General features: G+C 74.1%; 22 protein-coding genes. 7 read left to right on the top strand and 15 right to left on the bottom strand.

The features are described from left to right. Positions 1 to 29: 29 nt before the first annotated feature. The 9 genes from OTB16_RS20370 to OTB16_RS20330 form a co-directional block, all read right to left on the bottom strand. On the bottom strand, positions 30 to 1,172 hold the full coding sequence (locus OTB16_RS20370; protein WP_267721705.1) for a GNAT family N-acetyltransferase: 1,143 nt from the start codon (positions 1,170 to 1,172) through the stop codon (positions 30 to 32). Then, complete coding sequence (locus OTB16_RS20365; protein ID WP_267721704.1) at positions 1,169 to 1,891, bottom strand: YveK family protein; 723 nt, start codon at positions 1,889 to 1,891, stop codon at positions 1,169 to 1,171. The genes OTB16_RS20370 and OTB16_RS20365 overlap by 4 nt, the downstream gene beginning before the upstream one ends. A 74-nt stretch (positions 1,892 to 1,965) precedes the next feature. Next, on the bottom strand, positions 1,966 to 3,258 hold the full coding sequence (locus OTB16_RS20360; protein WP_267721703.1) for a glycosyltransferase: 1,293 nt from the start codon (positions 3,256 to 3,258) through the stop codon (positions 1,966 to 1,968). Continuing rightward, positions 3,255 to 4,031 carry a polysaccharide deacetylase family protein gene (locus OTB16_RS20355; RefSeq protein WP_267721702.1) on the bottom strand — a complete coding sequence of 259 codons (777 nt, stop codon included), beginning with the start codon at positions 4,029 to 4,031 and terminating at the stop codon, positions 3,255 to 3,257. The genes OTB16_RS20360 and OTB16_RS20355 overlap by 4 nt, the downstream gene beginning before the upstream one ends. Further along, positions 4,021 to 5,982: a murein biosynthesis integral membrane protein MurJ gene (gene murJ / locus OTB16_RS20350; RefSeq protein ID WP_267721701.1), complete on the bottom strand. Its 1,962-nt coding sequence runs from the start codon at positions 5,980 to 5,982 to the stop codon at positions 4,021 to 4,023. Before murJ ends, OTB16_RS20355 begins: the two co-directional genes overlap by 11 nt. Positions 5,983 to 6,041: 59 nt before the next feature. Next, a complete protein-coding gene (locus OTB16_RS20345) occupies positions 6,042 to 7,418 on the bottom strand; it encodes an O-antigen ligase family protein (protein ID WP_267721700.1) in 1,377 nt (458 codons plus the stop codon). Continuing rightward, entirely contained in the window at positions 7,418 to 8,950 is a 1,533-nt protein-coding gene (locus OTB16_RS20340) for an exopolysaccharide biosynthesis polyprenyl glycosylphosphotransferase (protein ID WP_420717757.1), read from the bottom strand. Before OTB16_RS20340 ends, OTB16_RS20345 begins: the two co-directional genes overlap by 1 nt. Beyond that, a complete protein-coding gene (locus OTB16_RS20335) occupies positions 8,947 to 10,134 on the bottom strand; it encodes a glycosyltransferase (protein WP_267721699.1) in 1,188 nt (395 codons plus the stop codon). The genes OTB16_RS20340 and OTB16_RS20335 overlap by 4 nt, the downstream gene beginning before the upstream one ends. 19 nt (positions 10,135 to 10,153) lie before the next feature. Next, entirely contained in the window at positions 10,154 to 11,248 is a 1,095-nt protein-coding gene (locus OTB16_RS20330; RefSeq protein WP_267721698.1) for a DUF3344 domain-containing protein, read from the bottom strand. A gap of 463 nt (positions 11,249 to 11,711) precedes the next feature. On the opposite strand from OTB16_RS20330, the gene OTB16_RS20325 reads away from it, so the two are divergent. From OTB16_RS20325 to OTB16_RS20310, 4 genes are all read left to right on the top strand, one after another. Then, on the top strand, positions 11,712 to 12,122 hold the full coding sequence (locus OTB16_RS20325; protein WP_267721697.1) for a rodlin: 411 nt from the start codon (positions 11,712 to 11,714) through the stop codon (positions 12,120 to 12,122). 238 nt (positions 12,123 to 12,360) lie between these two features. Then, entirely contained in the window at positions 12,361 to 12,594 is a 234-nt protein-coding gene (locus OTB16_RS20320; protein WP_324290862.1) for a chaplin, read from the top strand. Positions 12,595 to 12,715: 121 nt separating this feature from the next. Next, positions 12,716 to 13,867, top strand: a complete 1,152-nt coding sequence (locus tag OTB16_RS20315) for a chaplin (protein ID WP_267721696.1) — start codon at positions 12,716 to 12,718, stop codon at positions 13,865 to 13,867. A gap of 180 nt (positions 13,868 to 14,047) precedes the next feature. Next, positions 14,048 to 14,395: a hypothetical protein gene (locus OTB16_RS20310; RefSeq protein WP_267721695.1), complete on the top strand. Its 348-nt coding sequence runs from the start codon at positions 14,048 to 14,050 to the stop codon at positions 14,393 to 14,395. Between the two features lie 84 nt (positions 14,396 to 14,479). Here OTB16_RS20310 and OTB16_RS20305 read toward each other — a convergent pair whose 3' ends face one another. Together OTB16_RS20305 and OTB16_RS20300 are read right to left on the bottom strand one after the other, a co-directional pair. Next, positions 14,480 to 14,719 carry a chaplin gene (locus OTB16_RS20305; RefSeq protein ID WP_269289320.1) on the bottom strand — a complete coding sequence of 80 codons (240 nt, stop codon included), beginning with the start codon at positions 14,717 to 14,719 and terminating at the stop codon, positions 14,480 to 14,482. A gap of 158 nt (positions 14,720 to 14,877) precedes the next feature. Next, positions 14,878 to 15,378 carry a hypothetical protein gene (locus tag OTB16_RS20300; RefSeq protein ID WP_267721694.1) on the bottom strand — a complete coding sequence of 167 codons (501 nt, stop codon included), beginning with the start codon at positions 15,376 to 15,378 and terminating at the stop codon, positions 14,878 to 14,880. A gap of 269 nt (positions 15,379 to 15,647) precedes the next feature. Here OTB16_RS20300 and OTB16_RS20295 point away from each other — a divergent pair, with 269 nt between their 5' ends. After that, positions 15,648 to 16,058, top strand: a complete 411-nt coding sequence (locus OTB16_RS20295; protein ID WP_267721693.1) for a rodlin — start codon at positions 15,648 to 15,650, stop codon at positions 16,056 to 16,058. Between the two features lie 95 nt (positions 16,059 to 16,153). Here OTB16_RS20295 and OTB16_RS20290 read toward each other — a convergent pair whose 3' ends face one another. Then, a complete protein-coding gene (locus OTB16_RS20290; RefSeq protein ID WP_267721692.1) occupies positions 16,154 to 16,795 on the bottom strand; it encodes a vitamin K epoxide reductase family protein in 642 nt (213 codons plus the stop codon). Between the two features lie 191 nt (positions 16,796 to 16,986). On the opposite strand from OTB16_RS20290, the gene OTB16_RS20285 reads away from it, so the two are divergent. After that, the gene (locus tag OTB16_RS20285) at positions 16,987 to 17,757 is read left to right on the top strand and encodes a DUF6227 family protein (RefSeq protein WP_267721691.1); all 771 of its coding nucleotides are present in this window, start codon (positions 16,987 to 16,989) and stop codon (positions 17,755 to 17,757) included. Positions 17,758 to 17,853: 96 nt separating this feature from the next. Here the strand turns inward: OTB16_RS20285 and pfkB are convergent, their stop codons facing one another. The 3 genes from pfkB to OTB16_RS20270 form a co-directional block, all read right to left on the bottom strand. Continuing rightward, on the bottom strand, positions 17,854 to 18,792 hold the full coding sequence (pfkB, locus tag OTB16_RS20280; RefSeq protein ID WP_267721690.1) for a 1-phosphofructokinase: 939 nt from the start codon (positions 18,790 to 18,792) through the stop codon (positions 17,854 to 17,856). Further along, entirely contained in the window at positions 18,789 to 19,550 is a 762-nt protein-coding gene (locus tag OTB16_RS20275; RefSeq protein ID WP_267721689.1) for a DeoR/GlpR family DNA-binding transcription regulator, read from the bottom strand. The genes pfkB and OTB16_RS20275 overlap by 4 nt, the downstream gene beginning before the upstream one ends. A gap of 138 nt (positions 19,551 to 19,688) precedes the next feature. Continuing rightward, a complete protein-coding gene (locus OTB16_RS20270) occupies positions 19,689 to 21,305 on the bottom strand; it encodes an MFS transporter (RefSeq protein WP_267721688.1) in 1,617 nt (538 codons plus the stop codon). A 63-nt stretch (positions 21,306 to 21,368) separates the two neighbouring features. Between OTB16_RS20270 and OTB16_RS20265 the strand changes: the two genes are divergently transcribed. Then, the coding region (locus OTB16_RS20265; RefSeq protein ID WP_267721687.1) for a helix-turn-helix transcriptional regulator at positions 21,369 to 22,150 on the top strand (782 nt) is incomplete at its 3' end.

Here is a 22,150-nt window from a genome sequence, read left to right as displayed (position 1 = left end):
GACCGGCCCGGCCGGCCCGACCGGCCGGGTCACCGCACCCGCAGTTCGTTGAGCCGCGCCCGCCAGTCCCTGGCGGCCGGCAGCGCCTCCCTCAGCGCGTCCACCGCCCGCCCGCGCCCCGCCAGCTGCGACTCGTGCAGCCGCAGCAGGGGCGCGAGCGCGGTCGTGGCCAGCAGGAACCGCTGGTTGACGACCGTCTCGGGCCGCCAGTGGTTCTTGTACGGCTCATTGCCGCGCAGGAAGCTGACCACCGGGCGGCCGTCGGCCAGCGCCCGGCCCGTCTCGTGGCGCAGCAGCAGCGTCGCCACGTCCACCTTGCGCGTGCGCAGGTCCGGGTCGGCGCCGTACAGGTAGCCGCCGCTCAGCCCGGCCGACAGCAGCGTCACGTTCGCCGCCACCACCTCGCCGTCGAGGCGGAACTCCGTCAGTCGCCCCTCCCCGGCCCGCACCATCCGCCGGGTGGCCCGGGTCAGGTGCTCGGCGAACCGGGGCCTCAGGTGCTCGGGGGTCACCCCGCGGCCGCGCCACTGCTTCTCGTGCAGCCGCAGCAGGGTCCGTACGGCGCGCGGCACCTCCTGCTCGGTGACCTCGTGCTCCTCGATCCCGGCCGCGTCGGTCTTGCGGAGCTTGGCCCGCACCCGCTGGCCCCCGGAGGCCGGCATCCGCTTGACCAGCTCCTCGAAGGGAAGCGTCGGCAGCTCCATGCAGGTGGAGTCGGTGAGCTTGCTGCGGGCCCCGGTCCAGTGCTCGTACACGCCTTCCGCGGCGGCCCCCGGGCGCACCTCCCTCAGGTCGACGACCGCGCGCCGGGCGGCCCGGTGCAGCCCGCGGGCCAGCGCCGGGACGACCTGGCCGGCGTGTTCGGCGGCCACCAGCACGTCGAAGTAGTCGGTGATGTTGCCGCCGAGCGGCACCAGCAGCGGCAGCGGCCGGTGGACGAGCATCAGCGCGGCCGCGCCGACCAGCTCCCCGTCGCGCCGCACGAGGACGATCCGCAGGCGGCCCTCCTTCCCGTACGACAGCCACCAGGAGTGCAGCCATGCGTGGCTCTGGAAGGGGGTGGCGGTGGGACAGCCGCGGACGAGCCGGTTCCACGGCTCCTCCAGCGCGGCGAACTGCCGGGGATCGCGGCACAGTGTCACCGCCAGGGCCCCGGCGGAGCCCGGACTCATCGCACGGACTCCTTCTCCTTGGTCTCGGCGTGGTCGCCCTGCGCCGGAAGCGTGGCGTACTCCTCGACCGGGGGCGCGCCCGCGGCCACGGCCCCGCCGGCCTGGTCCCGGCGCTGTCCGCGCGCCGGGCGGGCCAGCAGCCACAGCCCGCCCAGCAGACCGCCCGCGCACATCCCGACGGCGCCGCTGATCGGCGCGGACGGGGAGGCCGGGTCGGTGGGGGCGACGGCCTGGTTGAACAGCAGCAGCTGGACGCCCGTGTTCTTCGCGGCCTGATTGCTGCTCAGGGACAGCGCGTCCGCGACGGCGTTGGCGATGTCGGCGGCCTCGGCGGGGCTCTTGGAGGTGCCGGTGATGGCGATCATCGGGGACTCGGGGGAGGTCTCCGCCCGGACCTGGGTCCGCAGCCGCTGCACGGTGATGCCCGCGCGCGGCTGGGCGTACGCGAGGGTGGAACTGCTGGTGGCGATGCGGGCGTACGCCTGGGCGAAGCCCAGCGCGGTGGCCGGCTCGGTGGTGTCGTCGGGGACGGCGACGACGTAGCTGGTGGCGGCGTACTCGGGGGCCTTGAGCACCCCGTACGCACCGCCCGCGGCCAGCCCGAGCAGGGCGCAGGCGGGCAGCGGCCACCACGCGGGCGGCGGCCCGGGCCTGCGCCGGGCGGCCTTCTTCTTCTCCGAGCGGTGGTCGGACTTCTTCTGGTCAGCGGTGTCGGCCATGGGCGTGCTCGCTTCCTGGGAGTGGAGGGGAGTTCTCGGGGTCCCGGCCGTTCCCGTGGCCGGGGGTGTGCGGATCAGCCGGGCCCGGGCGCGCCGGCCCCGTTCCGTCCGGAGCGGGGGCGGGCCGGGTCCGGCCCCGCCGGGGGCGCCGGCGCGGGCCCCGGAGTCTGTTCCGGCAGCGGGGACGCGGCGGCCGGGGCCGTCCGGGTCCGGGCCGCCGGCGCGGCCAGCGCGAGGGCGTAGACGTCCAGGAGCCGCTGCGCGCTGCGGGCGATGTCGTAGCGGCGGACCACCGGCGGCGGCGGCAGCCTGCGGGCCCCCGCCTCCATGTGGCCGCGCAGGGCGGCGACCAGTTCCTCCGTGCCGGTGCCGATGCGGCGGGCGCCGGGTGCCTGGGCGGCCGGCAGGTCGTCGATGGCGGGGCAGGTCACGTGCAGCACCGGCAGGCCGGCGGCCAGCGCCTCGACCACCGCCAGGCCGAAGGCCTCCTCCCGGGACGGGGAGACGAACACGTCCATGGCGGCCAGCAGCGCCGGGATCCCCGGGGTGCGGCCGTCGGCGCTGTCGCCGAGCGGGTCCCGCTCCCCCAGCAGGTGGATGCGGCTCTGCGCGCCCAGTTCGGCGGCCAGCAGCCGCAGCGCGGCCCGCTCCGGCCCGTCGCCGGCCAGCAGCAGGTGCGCCCCGGGCAGCGCCGCGACGGCCCGGACGAGGACGTCGAACCGCTTGCCCGGCACCAGCCTGCCGACGCCGCCGACGACGAAGGCCCGCTCCGGCAGCCCGGTGCGGGCGCGGGTGGAGCGCCGTACGCCCTCGTCGAAGCGGAAGCGGACGGCCTCGATGCCGTTGGGCACGACGTGCACCCGCGCGGCCGGCACCCCCCAGCCCTCCAGCCGGGCCGCCACGGTGTCCGAGACGGCCACGGTCGCGGCGCCGAGGCGCTCGCTTGCCAGGTACAGCGCCCGTACGCCGCCCGACAGCGGCCGGCCCTCGATCTCGCCCTCGCCGAGGGAGTGCTCGGTGGCCACGGTCGCCCCGACGCCGGCGAGGCGGGCCGCGAGCCGCCCGTACACGCAGGCCCGGTACAGGTGCGTGTGCACGAGGTCGTACCGGCCGCGGCGGATGAACTTCACCATCCTCGGCAGCGCGCCCAGGTCCCGGTTCCCGTTCATCCCCAGGTGGACGACGCGGACCCCGTCGGCGCGCAGCCCCTCGGCGACCGGCCCGGGGTTGGTCAGCGTCAGTACGTCGCACGGCATGGGCATGTGCCGCAGCAGCAGCCGCAGCTGCTGCTCGGCGCCGCCCACTCCGAGCCCGGTGATGATGTGGAGCGTCCGGGCCTCCCGTACGTCCTCCCGTACGTCCTTCACCGGCGCACCCCCCGCCTGAGCTGCCGCACCTGGTGGCGCAGCTGCTTGACGCGCAGCCGCGCCCCGCCGTCGGCCTGGCTGACGTGCGTGCGGGGCAGCGCGTGCCGTCCGGCGAGCGGGCCCGGGTCGATGGCGCAGGCGTAGCCGTAGCCGGCGGCCCGCGTCGCGTCGACGACCCGGGCGTCGAGGTGCCCGTACGGGTAGCAGAAGCCCTCCGGCAGGGTCCCGGTCAGCTCGCGCAGCAGGTCGCGGCTGCCCCGCAGCTCCTGCGCGAGCACGTCGTCGTCGGCGGCGGTGAGGTCCTGGTGGAGCAGCCCGTGCGAGCCGATCTCCTGTCCGGAGGCGGCGACTTCGCGGACGCCCTCGGCGGTGAGGAGGCCCTTGCGCGGGCCCAGCGGGTCCCACACGTTGTCGACGCCGAGCCGGCCGGGCAGCACGAAGAGGGTGGAGGTGCAGTCGTGGCGGAGCAGCAGCGGCAGGGCCCGGGTCAGGAAGTCGGTGTACCCGTCGTCGAAGGTGAGGCCGACGAGCCCGTCACCGCGCCCGGCCGCCCGGGCCCGGAGCAGCTCACCGACGGACACGCCGCGCAGGCCCCGGGAGCGCAGCCACAGCAGCTGGGCCTCCAGGGCGCGCGGGGTGACGGTGATCCCGTACGGGTCCTCGGCGGGGTCGGTGAACTCGGCGACCGAGTGGTACATCAGGACCCACGGCGATGCGGCCCGTCGGGCGGGGACCATCACGGCGTCGGGAGCCGTGTCGGTGTCAGCGGACATTGCGGAACCTCTGCGTGAGCTGGGAGGAGAACTGGGCGATCTGACCGGGCAGGGCGGTGACTTCGAGTGCGCGTATGGCCATGCCGGTGGCCCCGAACATGGCGGGGACGAGCAGGCAGCCGAGGGCGGCGCTGACCGTCGGGTCGGGGATCATCGGGCCGGCGATCCAGCCGGTGCCGCCCGCTGCGACGGCGGCGACGGCGAGCCGGCCGATGCTGACGGCGACCCGGCGGACCTGGATGGCGACCATCCGGGAGCCGAGGCCGGTGAGGAGGAGGACGGCGGTGGTGCTGATGCCGGCGGCGTTGGCGGCGGCGATGCCGTAGGTGCCCCACCAGCCGACGGCGAAGGCTCCGGCCACGATGTTGACGAGGAGTCCGGCGCCCATCGCGAGCGCCGGGAACCATGTGGGCCGGGCGGTCGAGAAGAAGGGCCGGGACAACGCGCCGACGAGGCAGTGGCCGAGGAGTCCGAATCCGTAGACCCGCATGACGGAGGCGGTGGCGAGGGTGTCCTCGTGGGTGAAGGCGCCGCGTTCGAAGAGGACCTGGATGATCTGCGGGGCGTAGCCGATGACCAGCGCGGTCCCCATCAGGACGGCGAGGGAGGCCAGCGCGAGGTCCTGCTCCACGCGGCGGCGGGCCTTCTCGCGCTCTCCGGCGGCCATGGCCTGGGCCACCACCGGGAAGGTGACGGTGCAGATCATCAGCGACAGCACCATCGGCATCTGCGCCACCTTCTGGGCGTAGTTCAGGTGCGAGATGGCGCCGGAGGGCAGGGAGGCGGCGAGGAACCGCTCCACCAGGACCTGGGACTGCCGGAAGACCGCGAAGAAGATCACGGGGGCGATGAGGCCGAAGGCGATGAGGGTGGGCCGGTCGCGGTCGCGCCGGCTGCGGGGGGCGCGCTTGGCCCGGGCCGGCCCGAAGCCCACGTTGCGGATGAAGGCGGGCAGTTGGACGAGGACCATCAGCAGCCCGCCGACGGCGACCCCGGCAGCCGCCGCCCGCACCCCCCACAGGGCGTGCAGGGCGAGCATGGTGCCGATGATGCCGACGTTGTACGAGACGTAGATCGCGGCCGGCGGTACGAACGACCGGTGCGCCCGCAGCGCGGCGCTGAAGTACCCGGCGATCCCGAAGGAGAGCACGGTCAGCGCGGTCAGCCGGGTGCACTGCACGGCCAGCCCGGGGTCGGGCAGGCCCGGCGCGAGCACGGCGACGACGAGCGGCGCGGCGACGATGAGCACGGAGGCGACGGCGGCGAGCAGCACCGCCAGCCGCGGCAGGGTCGCCGCCACCAGCATCCGTACGGGGTCCTGCGCGCGGGCCTCCTTGCGGGTGAGCCCGGCCCGGCCGGCGGCCCGCCGGGCCAGGGCGTGGCTGAAGGCGGGGACCATCAGCAGCGCCATGGCGTCCTCGATGAGGAGCGTCGAGGCCATCTCCGGCAGGGTCCACGCGATGAGGAAGGCGTCGCTGTCGGGCCCGGCGCCGAAGAGGTGCGCGATGGTCTGGTCGCGTACGAGCCCGAACACCGCCCCGGCGGCGGTGAGCCCGGCGGTGACGGCGGCGGCCTTGGCGAGGAACCGCCCCAGCGGCGCGGGCGCGTTCCCGCCCGGCGAGGAGGGTGTCCGCGGGGGCGCGGCCGCGGCGGCCCGGCGGGTGGCGGTGCGGACCCCGCGGGCGGCGCCGCCCGCGTACCGGGCGGGCCCGGCGGGCCCGGCGGCGGGTCCGGACGGCCCGGCGGCCGGCCCAACGGCGGGCTCCGCCGCGCCCCTGGCCGCGACGCGCACGCTGCGGGGTTCCGCAGCGGCCTCGGGGTCACCGGTACGGCCCGGGGGGCCCTGGCGGCGGACGCGGTCCCGCGCGGCGGGCCCGGCGGGCTCCCCCGGCGGCCGGCCCGGGTCCGGACCGCCCGCCGGGCCGGCGGCGAAGTCCGGGGTCCCCGGCACACGGGTGGGGCCCGCCCCGGCCGGAGGGCCGGAGGCGGGCCGCCAAGGCGTGGTGTCCGTCACCGGCCGGCCGCGGCCGGAGCGGTGCGCGTGCCGGCCGGAGGGCGGGTGCGCCCGGCCGCGGCGTCCTGCGGGGGAAGGGCCCACCAGGCGGCCAGACCGATGATCACCCCGGTCAGGACGGTGGACGGCCCGCCGATGTCCGCGTAGAGGAAGTCGGTCAGCTGCCAGGCGAGCAGGCCGACCGCGATCAGCCCGCAGTCCCGCACCGGCCCGCCGCCCGCGAGCCGTCTCAGGCCCGCGACCAGCAGCGCCGCCCAGCCGCCCGCCAGGGCGGTCAGCCCGATCAGGCCCTGCTCGCTGAGGATCAGGAGGTACATGTTGTGCGGGGACAGCAGCGGCTGGCGGACGTACGCCTGCCCGGCCCCGGCGGTGTCGCTGCCGGAGGACAGCCCCAGCGAGGAGTGCCCGTCCCGGTGGGCGGGGAACCCCTTGAGGCCCACCCCCGCCGCCGGCCGCTCGCGCCACATCGACTCGGCGGCGGCCCACATCGTGTAGCGGTCGGTCACCGACTGGTCGGGGGCGCTGGAGACCTGCGTGATGGAAGTCAGCCGCTCCGCGACCATCTCGGAGCCGACACCGAGCCCGCCCACCAGCACCACACCGGCCGCGGCGAGCGCGAGGAGCACCTTCAGCGCCCGCCGGATCCCGGCCAGCACCATCACCAGCACGGCTGCTCCCAGGGTGGCGATCCAGGCGCCCCGGCTGAACGACAGCACCAGCGGCAGGGCGAGCGCGAGCGCCGCGCCCGCGGCCGCCCGGCGGACCGTACGGGGCAGTCCCGGCGCCAGCGCGGCGGCGGTGGCCACGATCAGCCCGTACGCCACGACGGTGGCCATGCCCATGACGTCGCCGGGGCCGAAGGTGCCCACCGCGCGGATGTCCTCGCCCTGGTACGAGGCTCCGGTGTGGGTCGCGAACTGCACGACCCCGACCGCTCCCTGGACCAGCGCCAGCACCACGAAGCACCCGGCGGCGATCCGGAACTCCCCGGCGTCGCGCACCAGCAGCACCACGGCCGCCGGGACCAGGACGAAGACCTGGAGGTAGCGCACGAAGCCCGGCAGGGCGGCGTACGGGTCGCCCGCCGTCACCGTCGCCACCGCGAGCCCCACGGCGGGCGTCCCGAGGATCAGGACGCCCAGCGGGCTCAGCTCGCGGACCCGCCCGCGCAGTGCCTGCACCGCGCAGACGAACACCAGCAGCAGCGAGGCGGCGTCGGCCGGGCCCACCTTGCCGGATGCGGTCGCGTCGCCCGCCGGGAGCGGGGCGAGCAGGAACAGCACGGTCGCGGCGAGCGGCAGCAGCGGCCAGTGCCGGCGCAACAGGCCCGGCACCTCGGACCGTACGCGGTGCGGGGACACGGCCAGGCTCATCAGCTGCCCCCCAGCCGGAACCGGAAGAAGGAGGCCGCGGTGCGGGCGAGGATCCACAGGTCCTGCCACAGCGACCAGGTGTCGATGTAGTGGTTGTCGAAGCGGGCCCGGTCCTCGATGGAGGTGTCCCCGCGCAGGCCGTTGATCTGGGCGAGCCCGGTGATGCCGACGGGCATCCGGTGGCGGGCCTCGTAGCCGGGGTGGACGGTGGAGAACTTCGCGACGAAGAAGGGCCGTTCGGGCCGCGGGCCGACCAGGCTCATGTCACCGCGTACGACGTTCCACAGTTGCGGCAGCTCGTCCAGCGAGGACTTGCGCAGGAAGGAGCCGACCGGGCTCATCCTGCGGTCCCCGGCGACCGTCCAGCGGGTGGCGGACTCGTGCGCGTCGGCGCGCAGGGTGCGGAACTTCAGCAGGGTGAACGGGCGCCCGTACAGGCCGACCCGCTCCTGCCGGAAGATCACCCCGGGGCCGTCGCAGGTCCGTACGGCGAGCGCACACAGCGCCATCACGGGTGCGGCGGCGACCAGCGCGAGCAGGGCGAGCGCGGCGTCGATGCCCCGCTTGGCCCAGCGCTCCAGCGGCCGCGCGGGGCGGGGCAGCAGCGGCTGGACGGCGTACCCCCACAGCTGGTCGCCCGGGTGCGCCAGCCGCATGCCGGTGGCCTTGGCGGTCCCGGCCGGGTCGGCGAGCCAGAGCCGGCAGCCGTGGTCGTGGAAGAGGCGGACCAGCGAGGCGGTCCGCTCGTCGGCCTCCGGCGGGCGGGTGAACACCGCGTGCCGCACCGAGTTCTGGATGACCGCGCGGCGGACGTCCTCGTGGGTGGCGAGGACGGGCAGCGGCCCGGCGTCCGCCGCGTCCCCGGGGGCGGTGTCGGCGAGGCCGACGGGCCGCAGCCCGTACTCGGGGCGGCCGTGCAGGGCGGCGGCCACCGCCCCGGCCCCGGCGCCGGGGCCGACGACGAGCGCGGAGTCGGGCCTGCGGACGGCGGTGCGGCGCCGGAGCTGGTTGACGAGCCCGCGGCCCGCGCACGCCAGGACGACCTGGAGGCAGACGGCGGTCAGCAGGGCGGCCCAGCCCAGGGCCCGGCCCGGGGCCACGGCGGCGACGACGGCGGCGGTACCGGCCCACAGGACGGCGGAGCGCCCGGCGAGCGCGGGGAGTTCGAGGAGGGCGGAGGGTGCGAGGCGCGGCCGGTACAGCCCGGCCTGCGCGTGCAGCGCGGCCAGCAGCACGGCGGCGGGTACGGCCGCCGCGGCGGGCAGCGCCGCCGTACCCGGCGGGGCGGCGGCGGGCAGGGCCGCCGCGGTGAGGACGGCGGCGAGGGCGTCGGCGGTGAGCAGCGGGAGCACCCCGTCACGGCGGCGGACCCGCTGCGGCCGCAGGGCGGGCCGCGCCTGGCCGGCCTTGGGCCCGCGCGGGGGGTGGATGGCGGCCCGGGAACGGCGGACGGCGGTGGTTCCGGCGGCCGCGCCGCCGTGCCCCGTGCCGCCCTGCCCGGTGTGCCGGGCGGGTGCGCTGTCCATCGTCATCGGCTGATGCGCTCCTGGTTCAAGGGCCGGGGCCTGCCCAGCAGTTCGTGGTACAGACCGGTGACCGCGTCCGTGGTCCGCCGCACGTCGAATTCGGTCCGGGCGTGCTGCCGGGCCTGCTCGCCGAGTTCGGCGAGGAGCCGCGGTTCGGCGAGGAGCCGCCCCAGGGCCTTGGCCAGGGCCGTCGGGTCCTCCGGCGGCACCAGGCACAGCCGTCCCTGGCCGGGCGGCAGGCTCTCCCGGGCTCCGCTGACGTCCGAGACCAGGACCGGGCGGCCGCAGGCCATGGCTTCGAGCGGGGCGAGCGCCATGCCTTCCCACCGCGACGGCAGTACAACGAGATCGGCGGCCCGAAGCCACGGCCGGATGTCGGGGGCGGGGCCCGCGAAGAGGACTCCGGGCGGTGCGGCGCGGCGCAGCCGCTCGACGTCGGGGCCGTCCCCGACGAGCGCGAGCCGGGCGCCGGGGACCGTGCCCAGCACCTCCGGCCAGGCCCTCAGCAGGACGTCCTGCCCCTTCTGCGGGCAGATCCGGCCGACGCACACGACGAGCGGCCCGTCACCCTGGAAGGCGGCGGGCAGCGGCAGTTCGGCGCGCGCTCCCGCACGGACGGGGCCGGGGTCGGGACCGCCGGGACCGAAGTGGTCGAGGTCGACGCCGTTGCGGATCACCGACCAGTGGGCGGTGATCCCCTCGGACTCCCCGGCACGGCGTTCGGCCTCGCTGACGCAGAGCACCCGGTCGGCCCAGCGGGCCCCGTACCGCTCCCAGCGCAGGGCGAGCGCTCCGGTGGCCCCGGAGACGGCGTCGAAGGACCAGGCGTGGGGCTGGAAGACGGTGGGTACGGATCCGCGTGCGGCGAGCCGGCCGGCCAGTCCGGCCTTGGCGCTGTGCGCGTGCAGCAGGTCGGGGCGGACGCGGCGGAGCAGCCGCCGGGCGCCGGTCACCTCGGCGGGCAGTCCGGGCCCGGGGGCCCGCCCGGCGCGCCAGGTGAGCACCCGCGCACCGGCTTCCCGGGCCGCGTCGGCGAGGAACCCGCCGGGCGGGCAGCCGACGACGGCGCGCAGGCCCGCGGCGCTCTGCGCGCGGACGAGGTCGACGACGACGCGGGCGACCCCGCCGTCGACGGGCTGGACGAGGTGGAGGACGGTCGGCAGTTGTCCTGCCAAAGGCTGTGTGGGCACGTGGAGTGGTCCCCTGGGTTCAGCGGCGCGCGTCTGTCTGTACGAAGAGCACACCGAGGAAATGACCCTGACTTTCGCCCGTGAACCTGAAGCTCAGACTGCGGGCACCACCGGACAGTGCGGGACTCAAATCGAACACGTCCGCGTCATATCCGAGATTATTCATATGTTCGGGCTGTCGCACGAACGAGTGATGCCCGAATTCCGTGATCGTGGAATTCATAACATCATTAAAAGGATTTTCTGAATCGCTGAGATTGACCCTCCGCCCACTGTCCGACGTCACGCTGAGCGAGTCTCCGAGGACCCCGCGGTCCCCGTCGTACCCGACCACCCCGACCCGCCCCGCGGAGCCGGGCGGCGCGTCCAGGCCCTCGACCTCGACGATCCCGTCGGCGGCCCGGGCCGCCAGCCCCTCGAAGCCGTCCCACAGCGAGACCCGGCGCACCGGCTCCCGCGGGTGCTCGTAGGCGACGACCAGCGTCCAGCCGCCCCAGGCACCCACCTCGGAGTGCCCCATGGCGATGTTGAGCTGCGCCACCGTCCACATCCCCGCGCCGCCCTTGCGGACCAGCGGGGTCACGTCCGCGCTGGCCTGGTAGGCGTCACTGCCGGCGTCCACGCGGTGGCCCATCACCGTGTCGGCGAGGACCTCCTTGTAGGCGCCGCCCGGCTCGGCGACCAGCACCCGGCCGTTGTCCTGCGGCGGCTTCTGCTCGCCGACGCGCAGGTTGCCGCCCCAGTAGAGGCGGGCGTACGCGACCTTCGCGCCCTGCGGCACCTTGAGCTCGGCGCGGGTGGAGTTGTAGGTGTCGGGGTCCTTGTCGACCTCGCTGTAGAACATCTCGAAGTCGCCGTTGACCCCGGCCGCGCCCCGCTTGACCTCGGCGCACGGCTCGGCGTCCGGGGACGCCTCCCGGCGGCAGCTGATGCCGGAGTTGGAGGCCCGCACCAGCCCGCCGTGGAGGACGGCCTGGTAACGCTCGGTGAACGGGACCCGGGCCAGCTCCCTGGGGGCGGGAGCCTCCGCGGCCAGCGCCGCGGGAACGTGTGCGGAAAGTGCGAGGCAGGACAGCAGACCGAGCGCGCCGAGGATTCTGCGGGAGGAACCCATGACCCTGTCTCCATTTTCGATCAGGGGGAACAAAACAGGAGTGAACTTTGTCAGAAATCAGGCCGGAAATCACGTCGGACTCGCCTGTACGGCCTTTTGGGCGATGGCACGCACCCTCATAGCGGACGGGTCGTTATCGCATGCACCATTGTTCGAACGAAAAGAAAAACGGGAGAAGGGCAAGCCGGCGGACGGCTCCCCCCGGCGCCTTCCCGGCCTCCCGGGAGGCGGTCCACCCCGGAGCCCCGCCGCCGCACGGCGAACGCGCGCAGCGGATCCGAGCACCCGATCGCCTCGCGGAAAACCCCCGTTCGGCGGCTCCCGCGTCAACGCCCAGGCACCGGAACGTCAACCGCGCCGTCCGAAACGTCGGCATCCGGGTGAAGCCACGCAACCCAAACAGGGTCCGGGCCGTTGATCCGAGTGCTCCGGTACCGGGCAATCCTGCAAAAAAGGGACGACAATGATCAAGAAGATGATGGCCACGGCAGCGGTTGCGGCCTCGGTCGTGGGCATGGGTGCCGCCATGGCGCCGCAGGCGATGGCCATCGGTAACGACAACGGCGTCAACACCTCGAACGGCAACAACGCCGCGCAGATCTACGGCAACCAGGCCACCTACGGCAACATGAGCCCGCAGATGGCGCTGATCCAGGGCTCGTTCAACAAGCCCTGCATCGCCCTCCCCGCGAAGGCCAACGTGCAGTCCGTGCTGGCCCTGGTCAACGTCGGCGTCCAGGACATCCCCGTCCTGTCCAGCCCGCAGAACCAGCAGTGCACCGAGAACTCCACCCAGGCCAAGGGCGACGAGGCTCTCTCGCACATCCTCAGCAACATCCCGGTCCTCTCGGGCAACGTCTCCTCCGGCAGCTGACCGAGGTCCGCGCCAGCGAGGCCGCCGCACCTTCGGGTCGCGGCGGCCTCGCCGCGTGCAGGGCCCGGCCCGGCCGCCCGGACGAATAGCGACGCCTATCAATCGGCGGCCCCTATTTCCAGCCGGGCATCGGGGTGAATTGCCGCACCATCGCCGAAAACATCCGGTTTCTTTTCCGGAACCCGCTCGTTGTTATTTCTGCAGTGGATACGCCTCTGCGGGAAAGGATCGAAATCAAATGACGTACAAGAAGGCACTCGTGCTGACCGCCGGCGTTCTGATGGCCGCCGGTGCCGCCTCCCCCGCCATGGCCGACGCCGGTGCCAAGGGCGCGGCCGTGGGTTCCCCCGGCGTGCTGTCCGGCAACCTGCTCCAGGTCCCGGTGCACATCCCGGTCAACGTCTGCGGCAACACCGTCAACGTGATCGCGCTGCTGAACCCCGCGTTCGGCAACACCTGCGTCAACGCCTGACGAAGCGCCTGCGCCCGCGAGGGCGGACCTCCTCGGGGTGGCCTCGGAGTGCACGGCGGTGCACTCCGGGGCCACCTCCGATTCAGCACCGGCAGCAGCGCCGGTAGACAGGGAAGGACCCATGCGACAGGTACTGAGCCGACAGGTACTGGGCAAGGGGATGCTCACGGCGGCAGCCGCGTCGAGCCTGCTGTCGATCGCGACCGGCGCGGCCTACGCACACCCCGGAGCGGCCGCCGAGGCCTCGCATTCGCCGGGCGTGCTGTCCGGCAACAGCGTCTCGGTACCGATCACCTTCGCCCCGAACGTCTGCGGCAACAGCGTGGACGGCGGTGCGGCGCTCAACCCCGCGATGGGGAACCGGTGCGCCACCACCACCGGCGCGGACTCCGGACACGACCACGACTACGCGCGCTACCTGAGCCCCGAGAACGCCGAGGCACTCGAGCGCTACCTCGACGAGCGCGACGCCCGGCACGCGATGCCGGAGCAGCGCCACGAGGAGCCGCGGCACGAGGGCCCCCGGCACGCGGCCCCGCGGCACGAGGGCCCCCGGCACGCGGCCCCTCGGTACGAAGCCCCGCACGAGACCCCGCGGTACGAAGCCCCGCACGAGGTCCCGGGCCACGCGGAGCCGGCCCGGACCGGCCCCCGGCACGCGGCCCCGCGCCACGAGGAGCAGGAGCCGGAGCACCGGGGCGGCTACGGCGGTCCCGGCGAGGAGCAGGCCGAGGAGGAGTGCGACGACCACCCCGGGTCCGCGCCTCCCCCACACCACGCCCCGCCCGCGCACCACGCCCCGCCGGCGCCCGAGCAGCCGGAGCCGGGGCCCGTCGGGGAGTACCCGGCCCCCCAGCCGCCGCCGGTCCACGAGGCGCCCGCCCCGCTGCCGGCCCCGGCCCCGGCCCCGGAGGCACCCGTACCGCTGCCCGCGCCGGAGCCCGCACCGGTTCCGGAGGAGGGGCCCGTGGGACCGCCGCGCGGAAGCCAGCCCGTGGAGCACCCGGCTCCGGCTCCGGAGACCGTACGGCCGACCGTCGACCAGCCGCCGGCCGCCCCCGGCGGTGACGCGCCGGTCCACCTGACCCCGGCTCCGGCGCCCGTCCCGGCCCCCGCTCCGGTCCCGGCTCCCGTACCGGCGCCCGCGCCGACGGGGGTCACCGCTTCCGTTCTGGCGGAGACCGGCGCGGGTCAGCCCGCGGCGGCGGCCGCGCTCGCCTCGGCCCTGATCCTGGGCGGCGCCATTCTGTACCGGCGGTCCCGGCTCTCCTGAGTCGGCAATACCGGTAATCAGAAGAAACCTCGGCCGGAGAATCCCTTGTCGGATTCTCCGGCCGTTGCCGTGGACCCGCGCGACCGCGTTTCCGGAGCGACGGGGAATCGTTAGCCAGAGCGAAAGCGGCGCGACGGTCGCCGCTGACACCTCTGTCCATGAAAGAAGAGGATTTCGATAATGAAGCTCACGAAGATCGCCGCTGTCGTCGTCGGCTCCGTCGCCGCCCTCGGCGCCTCCGCTCCCGCCTTCGCGGCCGAGGCTCCCGCCGCGATGCCCCCCATGAGCCTGACGGGCGGGGTGACGGAGACCCTGAACGCCGTGGGCCCGGTCTCCGAGTCCCTCCCCCAGACCGTGGGCAACGGGCTGGCCGAGCAAGGCGACCACGTCAACAAGGTCGTGGGCACGGTCCAGAAGGTCAACAAGGCCCGCAACGACCTTCCCGGCGAGGTCCTCGGCCTGGCGAACGGCGCCACCAAGTCGAACCCGATGCTCGGCGGCGTGACGCTCAACGGCGGCAACAGCTGACGCGTTCCGGCTGAACACCTGCCGACATGACTGTGGGCGCCACCGGCAAGGCCGGGGCGCCCACAGGCGGTGGTGCGGCTGACGTCAGTCGTTGACGCAGACATTGCCGAACGCGGGGTTCAGCAGGCCGATGACGTTCACGGAGTTGCCGCAGACGTTGACCGGGATGTGGACCGGGACCTGGGCCAGGTTGCCGGACAGAACGCCGGGGGAACCCACGGCCGCGCCCTCGGCCGAGGAGTCGGCGGAGGCGGCACCGGCGGCACCGGCCACGGCGAGACCAGCGGTGGCCATGACCAGGGCGGCCTTCTTGGCAGAGTTCATGGGAAGTGCACCTTCTGTTCGATGTTCTGCCCCGATCCCGGGGCTCACACCGAGCGAAACGCTCCAGCGTCCCAGACGACACGGCTCCGCACGCGATCAGACCTGTTCAGCCCAATAGCCGCAACCGCGTGCGAAGTTCCGGGTCGTACGCCCGTGCCCTACGGGAGGTCGGGGATCCCGGGGATGGCGGGGAGGTCGGGCACCAGGTCGGTCGGCAGCGCGGGCGCCCCTCCGACGGGCGGCAGCGCGGGCACCCCGCCCACGGGCGGCAGCGCGGGCACCCCGCCGACCGGCGGGAGCGCGGGCACCTCCACCGGGGGGACCGGGATGCTGGGCAGGCCGGGGACGGCCGGCAGCTCCGGGAGCTTCGGCAGCACGATCGGCGGGATCTTCACCCCGGCGGGCAGCAGGCCCTCCAGGGACTTGAGGAGGTCCGCGATGGTCTTCGAAAGGCCCGCGAGGAGGTCGTCGATCGGACCGGCCGCGGCCCGCCCCTCGATCGTCTCGATCTTCTGCTGGACGGCCGCGACCCGCTTCGTCAGTTCGGCGGAGCCGGCACCGTCCGCCGCGACCGCAGGGGCGGCCGCGCCGGACAGTATGAGGACGGCGAGGGCCGACGGGACGAGGAGGCGGGCGCGGGACGGCTTCGTGCGGTGCATGGGTGTTCCTTCTCCTGGTGGCACAGAAGCGGACCCGAGCGATCCGCTTCCTTACCCACCGTGCGAACACCCCGTACGGAGCGCAACAGGAACGCGTCCGCTGGCGGCTGCGTACGGGCTTCGCGCAGGCGTCCGGAGGCGGCTCACCCGGGCCGGGGAAAACTTCGGCGGGGACAGGCCGTTTGAGTGAAGCAACGGAACCAACCCCCCGGCGGAGCAGTTGACCAGGGCGCTCCATCAGCGGGCACTCGTGCGACAGAAGGATCAAGATGTTCAAGAAGTTCATGACCGCCGCCGCGGTCACCGCCGTTGCGGTCGGCGCGGGCGCCGCTGCCGCGGCCCCGGCCATGGCCATCGGCAACGACAACGGCGTCAACACGGTCAACGGCAACGGTGCCCAGCAGATCTACGGCAACCAGAAGACCACCGGCGACATGAGCCCGCAGCTCAGCCTGGTCCAGGGCACCCTGAACAAGCCCTGCATCGGCCTGCCGGCGAAGGTCAACGCCCAGTCGCTGATCGGCGCCCTCAACATCGGCGTCCAGGACGTCAACGTCCTGTCCAACCCGCAGAACCAGCAGTGCACCGAGAACTCCACCCAGGCCAAGGGCGACGAGCCGCTCTCGCACATCCTCAGCAACATCCCGGTCCTCTCGGGCAACGCCTCGGTCGGCAGCTGATCTCCGCCGCCTCCGCGTGACGCGCACGAGGGCCCCGGCAGCGTCCAGCTGCCGGGGCCCTCGTGCGCGTCCGTGCGGTGGGCGCGTCCGGCCGTTCAGGAGGTCCAGAAGTCCCACCACCGGGTGAGGATCAGCATGCCGATCACGCCGGTGTGCAGCGCGGGCGGTGCCCAGCCGAACTCGGTGAAGAACTCCCGCAGCGAACCGGGGGCACGGAGCACCCCGGTGCGGACGGTGTGCGCGGTGACGGCCCAGAACATCAGCAGGGTCGCCACCCAAGCCAGGCAGCACCACAGGCAGAGCGCGTTGATCTCGTAGAGCGACTGGACCATCAGCCAGGTGCAGAAGCCGACGCCGAAGAACGTGCCGGCGTTCAGTCCCAGCCAGAACCAGCCGCGGTAGCGGGCGCCCGCCAGCAAGCCGGCGCCGACGCACACCACGACGGCGTAAGTGGCGAGGCCCAGCATCGGGTTGGGGAAGCCGAAGGCGGCCGCCTGGTCGCTCTTCATCACGCTGCCGCAGGAGACGACCGGGTTGAGGCTGCAGGCGGGCTTGAAGTTCGGGTCCTCCAGCAGGAGGAACTTGTCGAGGGTGATCACCCAGGAGGCCAGCAGCCCGGCGGCCCCGGTGAGGACCAGCAGCCAGGCCAACCCCCGTGACACGGCTTCCTGTCCGTCTTCGGGCCCTGTGCGGGGCTGTCCCTGCTGGCGGGGGACGCCCACTGTATTCGTTGCCATGCGGCCATAGTCCCCCGCTCCGTACCAGAGCGGGGCCAACCATGCGCATTCGTACGCAAGTTGCCCTGAAGGTGTGGCGGTAACCCCTGATGCTTCCCGGACGTTTTGCCGAACCCCGGACGGGATGTCAGAGCCAGGGGCTACGTTGAGCTTCCGCGAAGTCACAAGCTGCGACGGCCTGGAGACCCACCTTGAGCGATCCGTACGAGACAACCGAGGCCCACCTCGACCGACTCCTGGGCCGCGCCCTCAACTCCTTCGACCTTCCCGACAGGCTGGTCGAGCGTCTCGGGACGGCGCTCGCCCACAGCTCCTCGCTCTACACCACCCACCGCAGCCCCGCAACGGGACTCTGGCGGGAGAGCCACCGGCACACCTACCTGCTGGCCGACGGCGGGGCGGCCTCACTGTGGGAGCTGGTGTACCGGCAGGAGGGTGACCGGACGGTCCGGCACGAGGTGTTCGCGAGCAAGGCGGAGACCGGCCTCGCCGTGTCCCGGCTGTTCGGGGAGGCCCCCGCCGAGGCGGTGCTGGATCCCGCGCTACTGCCCGGCGACGAGGAGCCGGACGACGACATCGCGGTGCTGAGCGCGCTGTTCGCGGCCTCGTCGGCGATGCGGCGCCCCCGGGACTACGCGCCGGAGGAGTCCGCCGACCACGCCCGGCGCGTGCTGCGCCGCGCGGAGAACGCGGACCGGCCCGGCGAGGAGGTCGCGGCCCTGCTGCGCTCGGCGTACGCGCACCGGATCACCCAGGCGTTCGGCACCCGCCAGTGCCTGGCCGACGGGCGGCACGCGGGCTTCAGCCTGTACGAGCACGCCTTCGTGCTGCTCGACGGGACCGAGGTCAGCCTGTGGGAGGTCGAGCACACGGCGACGCCGGACGGCCGGCACATGTGCGAGGTGTACGAGACGGAGGCGGTCGCCCGCGGAGCCATGGAACTCCGCGCGCGCGTGCGCTGACGCCGGGGACGCCGGGCCGGTCGCTTCCGGGCCGGTCGCTTCCGGGCCGGTCGCTTCCGGGGCGGTCAGCGCCGGCCGGCGCCCGCGCCGCGGGCGTCAGAGCACCAGGGTGAGGTCCAGGGGGAGGTCCCGGGTGAGGTGGACCGCGTCGGGGCGGAGGTCCGCGGGGGCGGGCATGGCGCTGCCGGGGAGCTGTACCGCGGCGGCGCCGTGGGCCAGGGCCGAGGCGAGGGCGGCCGGGCCGCTGCCGCCCGCGATCAGGAAGCCGGCCAGGGAGGCGTCGCCCGCCCCGACGTTGCTGCGGACCGCGGCGGCCGGCGCCGTGCCGTAGTACGTGCCTTCCGCGCAGGCCAGCAGCTGGCCGTCCGCGCCGAGGGAGGCGAGGACCGCGCCCGCGCCCAGCGAGCGGAGCTCCTCGGCCGCCTTGACGACGTCGCCGAGGGTGGACAGGGGCCTGCCGACGGCCTCCGCGAGCTCCTGCGCGTTCGGCTTGATCACGTCCGGGCGGGCGGGGAGGGCCGCCCGCAGGGCCCGGCCGGAGGTGTCGAGGGCGACCCGGGCTCCGGCCTCGTGGGCGCGGGCGACCAGGTCGGCGTACCACCCGGGGGCGAGGCCGCGCGGGAGGCTGCCGCAGCAGGCGATCCAGGCGGCGCCGCCGGAGCCGGTGCGGACGGTGTCCAGGAGGAGCGCGGACTCCTCCGGGGAGAGTTCCGGGCCCGGCGTGTTGATCTTGGTGAGGGTGCCGTCGGGTTCGGCGACCGCGATGTTCGAGCGGGTCTCCCCGGCGATCGAGACGGCCGTGACGTCCACGCCCTGGGCCACGAGGAGTTCGGCCAGCAGGGTGCCGGGGGCGCCGCCGAGCGGGAGCACCGCCGTCGTACGGACGCCCGCCGCGGCCGCCGCGCGGGAGACGTTGACGCCCTTGCCCCCGGGGTCGACCCGGTCACCGGTGGCGCGGAGCACCTCGCCGCGGTCCAGCGAGGGGACCTCGTAGGTCCGGTCGAGGGAGGGGTTGGGGGTGACGGTGAGGATCATACGAGCACAACTTCCGTACCGGCCGCCTCGATCGCGGCCTGGTGGACGGGGGTGAGCCCCGTGTCCGTGATGAGCAGGTCGACGTCCGCGAAGGAGCCGAAGCGCGCGAAGTGCTCCTGTCCGGCCTTCGCGGAGTCGGCGAGGAGGACGACGCGGCGCGCGGCGGAGATCGCGGCGCGCTTGACGGCCGCCTCGGCGAGGTCGGGGGTGGTCAGGCCGGCGTCGGCGCAGAAGCCGTTCGCCGCGAGGAAGAGGACGTCGGCGCGGATCTCCGCGTACGCGCGCAGCGCCCACGCGTCGACGGCGGCGCGGGTGCGGTGCCGGACGCGGCCGCCGACGAGGTGGAGGTCGATGCCGGTGTGGTCGGCGAGCCGGGCGGCGACGGGCAGGGCGTGGGTGACGACGGTGAGCCCGATGTCCCCCGGGATCCCGGCGGCGAGGCGGGCGACGGTGCTGCCGGCGTCCAGGACGACGCTGCCGCCGTCGGGCAGCTCGGCGAGGGCCGCGGCCGCGATGCGGTCCTTCTCCTCGGCGGCGGTGGCCTCGCGCTCGGTGAGGTCGGGCTCGAAGTCAAGGCGGCCGGCCGGGATGGCGCCGCCGTGCACCCGGCGGACCAGTCCGGCCCGGTCGAGGGCCTTCAGGTCACGGCGCACGGTCTCGGCCGTGACCTGGAACAGGTCGGCGAGGGAGAGCACGTCGACCCGTCCGGCCTCACTGGCGAGGCGGAGGATCTCCTGATGGCGCTCCGGTGCGTACATGTGGTTTTACGTCCGTTCCATGCCCGAATCTGTGACTTCTCCCTACCGTACGGCCAAATAGGGCTGAAGACAAAGGAAACGGACATGCCTGCCAACAGAGGCGGGCATGTCCGTGGACGGGGTGGGCGGGTGGAGGGGTCAGGCGACCGGGACCTTGTCCGGTTCCGGGGCCCCGTGCTCGGCGCCGCCTTCGCGCTCCTGCATAGGCACCGCCTTGCGGGGCAGCATGAACATCACCGCGAAGATCACGACCAGGACGGCCACGACCCACCACAGCGCCCCGCGGAAGGCCTCCACGTAGGGCGGCCCGAAGACCAGGTCGTCGTCGATCAGGCCGAAGAAGACCACGGAGGTCAGGCCGAGGCCCAGCGCGTTGCCCATCTGGCCGGTGGTGTTGATCAGGCCGGAGGCCGAGCCGGCGTGCTCGCGCGGCACCTCGGACAGCACGGTGTCGGTCAGCGGGGCCACGATCAGGCCCATGCCGATGCCCATGACGACCAGCGGCAGTGCCATCTGCCAGGAGGTGATCTCCATGCCGTAGTGCTGCGACTCCCAGATGTAGAGGAGCAGGCCCGCGGCCATGGCCAGCGCACCGGCCTGGAGCACCTTGCGGCCGAAGCGCGGGACGAGCTTCTGCACCGAGATGCCCGCCGCGGCCGAGACGGCGATGGAGAACGGGATGCCGGTGGTACCGGCGCGCAGGGCGCTCCAGCCGAGGCCCATCTGCATGTACAGCGTCCAGACCAGGAAGAAGATGCCGGTCGCGATGCCGAAGGTCAGCTGGACGGCGATGCCGCCCGCGAAGCTCTTGACCTTGAAGAGGGAGAGCTCGACGAGCGGCGAGCCGTCCTTCTTGATCTTGTATTTCTCGTAGGCGATGAAGCCCGCGAAGACGAACGGGGCCAGGCCCATGCAGACGAACCCCCACAACGGCCAGTCGTTCTCGCGGCCCTGGGTGAGCGGGAAGATCAGCATGACCAGCGCGAGGGTGGCGAGGACGACGCCGACGAGGTCCAGGCGCAGCGCCTGGGGGGCCTTGGACTCGGTGATGAACTTGCGTCCGAGGATCACGCCCGCGATGCCGACGGGCAGGTTGATCAGGAAGATCGGGCGCCATTCGAGGCCGAAGAGGTTCCACTGGGTCAGCAGCGCGCCGAGCATCGGGCCCGAGACGGCGCCGAGGCCCACGATCGCGCCGAACAGGCCGAAGACCTTGCCGCGCTCGTGGGGCGGGAAGGTGACGTGGATGATCGCCAGGACCTGCGGGACCATCAGGGCCGCCATCGCGCCCTGGAGCAGGCGGGAGGAGACCAGCATGGCGGGGTTGGCGGCGATGCCGCAGAGCAGCGAGGCGACGGTGAAGCCGGCGATGCCGACGAGGAAGAGGCGCCGGCGGCCGTAGATGTCACCGAGACGGCCGCCGGTGATCAGGCCCGCGGCGAAGGCGAGGGCGTATCCGGCGGTGATCCACTGGATCGCGCTCGTGGAGGCGCCGAGGTCCTGGCGCATGCTGGGTATGGCGATGTTGACGATCGTGACGTCGACCAGGTCCATGAAGGCCGCGGTCATCACGATGGCGAGCGCCAGCCAGCGGCGGCGGTCGGCCGCGGAGGCGTCGATGGGGGTGGCGCCCTGGTCCGGGCCCGGGCTTTGGTCCGGGCCCGGGGCCTGTGCTGGTACCGCGGCTGTGGTCCGCTCTTCTCGTGCGGGCCCGTTCTTTCTTTCGGGCGATGTCTTGGACGTCTCGGTGCTCATGGAGAGAAACCTAGACGGCATGTAGGTCAGTGAGTGTCCTATTTCGCTGGCAGCCTTGATCCCATGACCGACACCCCGGCACGGCTGTTGTCCCTGCTGTCCCTGCTCCAGACCCCGCGCGAATGGCCCGGCAGCGAGCTGGCGGAACGGCTCCGTGTGAGCTCCCGGACGATCCGCCGCGACATCGAGCGGCTGCGGGACCTCGGCTACCCGGTGGAGGCCACGCTCGGCGCGGAGGGCGGCTACCGGCTGGTGGCGGGGGCGGCGATGCCGCCGCTGCTGCTCGACGACGAGGAGGCGGTGGCCATCGCGGTGGGGCTGCGGGCGGGGGCCGGGCACGCGATCGAGGGGGTCGAGGAGGCCTCCGTACGGGCCCTGGCGAAGCTGGAGCAGGTGCTGCCCTCGCGGCTGCGGCGCCGGGTGAGCGCGCTGCAGTCGGCCACGACCGCGCTGACGCGGGGGGACGGGGCGAGCGTGGACCCGCGGACGCTGACGACGATGGCGTCGGCGGTGGCGGGGCCGGAGCGGCTGCGGTTCGCGTACCGGGCGAGGGACGGGGCGAGGACGCGGCGGGTGGTGGAGCCGTACCGGCTGGTCAGCACGGGGAGCCGGTGGTACCTGATCGCCTACGACCTGGAGCGGGAGGACTGGCGGACCTTCCGGGTGGACCGGGTGGCGGAGCCGTTCGCGACGGGGGCCCGGTTCGCTCCGCGGGAGCTGCCGATGGATGCGGAGGAGTTCGTGCGGCGGGGGCTGCGGGGCGGGGGGACGTACGCGGTGGAGGTGACGTTCGCGGCGGGGCCGGAGGCGCTGCCGGACTGGCTTCGGGAGGCGGTGGTTGTGGG

This window comes from Streptomyces antarcticus, from assembly GCF_026627255.1.
Lineage (GTDB): Bacteria > Actinomycetota > Actinomycetes > Streptomycetales > Streptomycetaceae > Streptomyces > Streptomyces antarcticus.
This window is presented reverse-complemented; position numbering and strand designations above follow the sequence as displayed.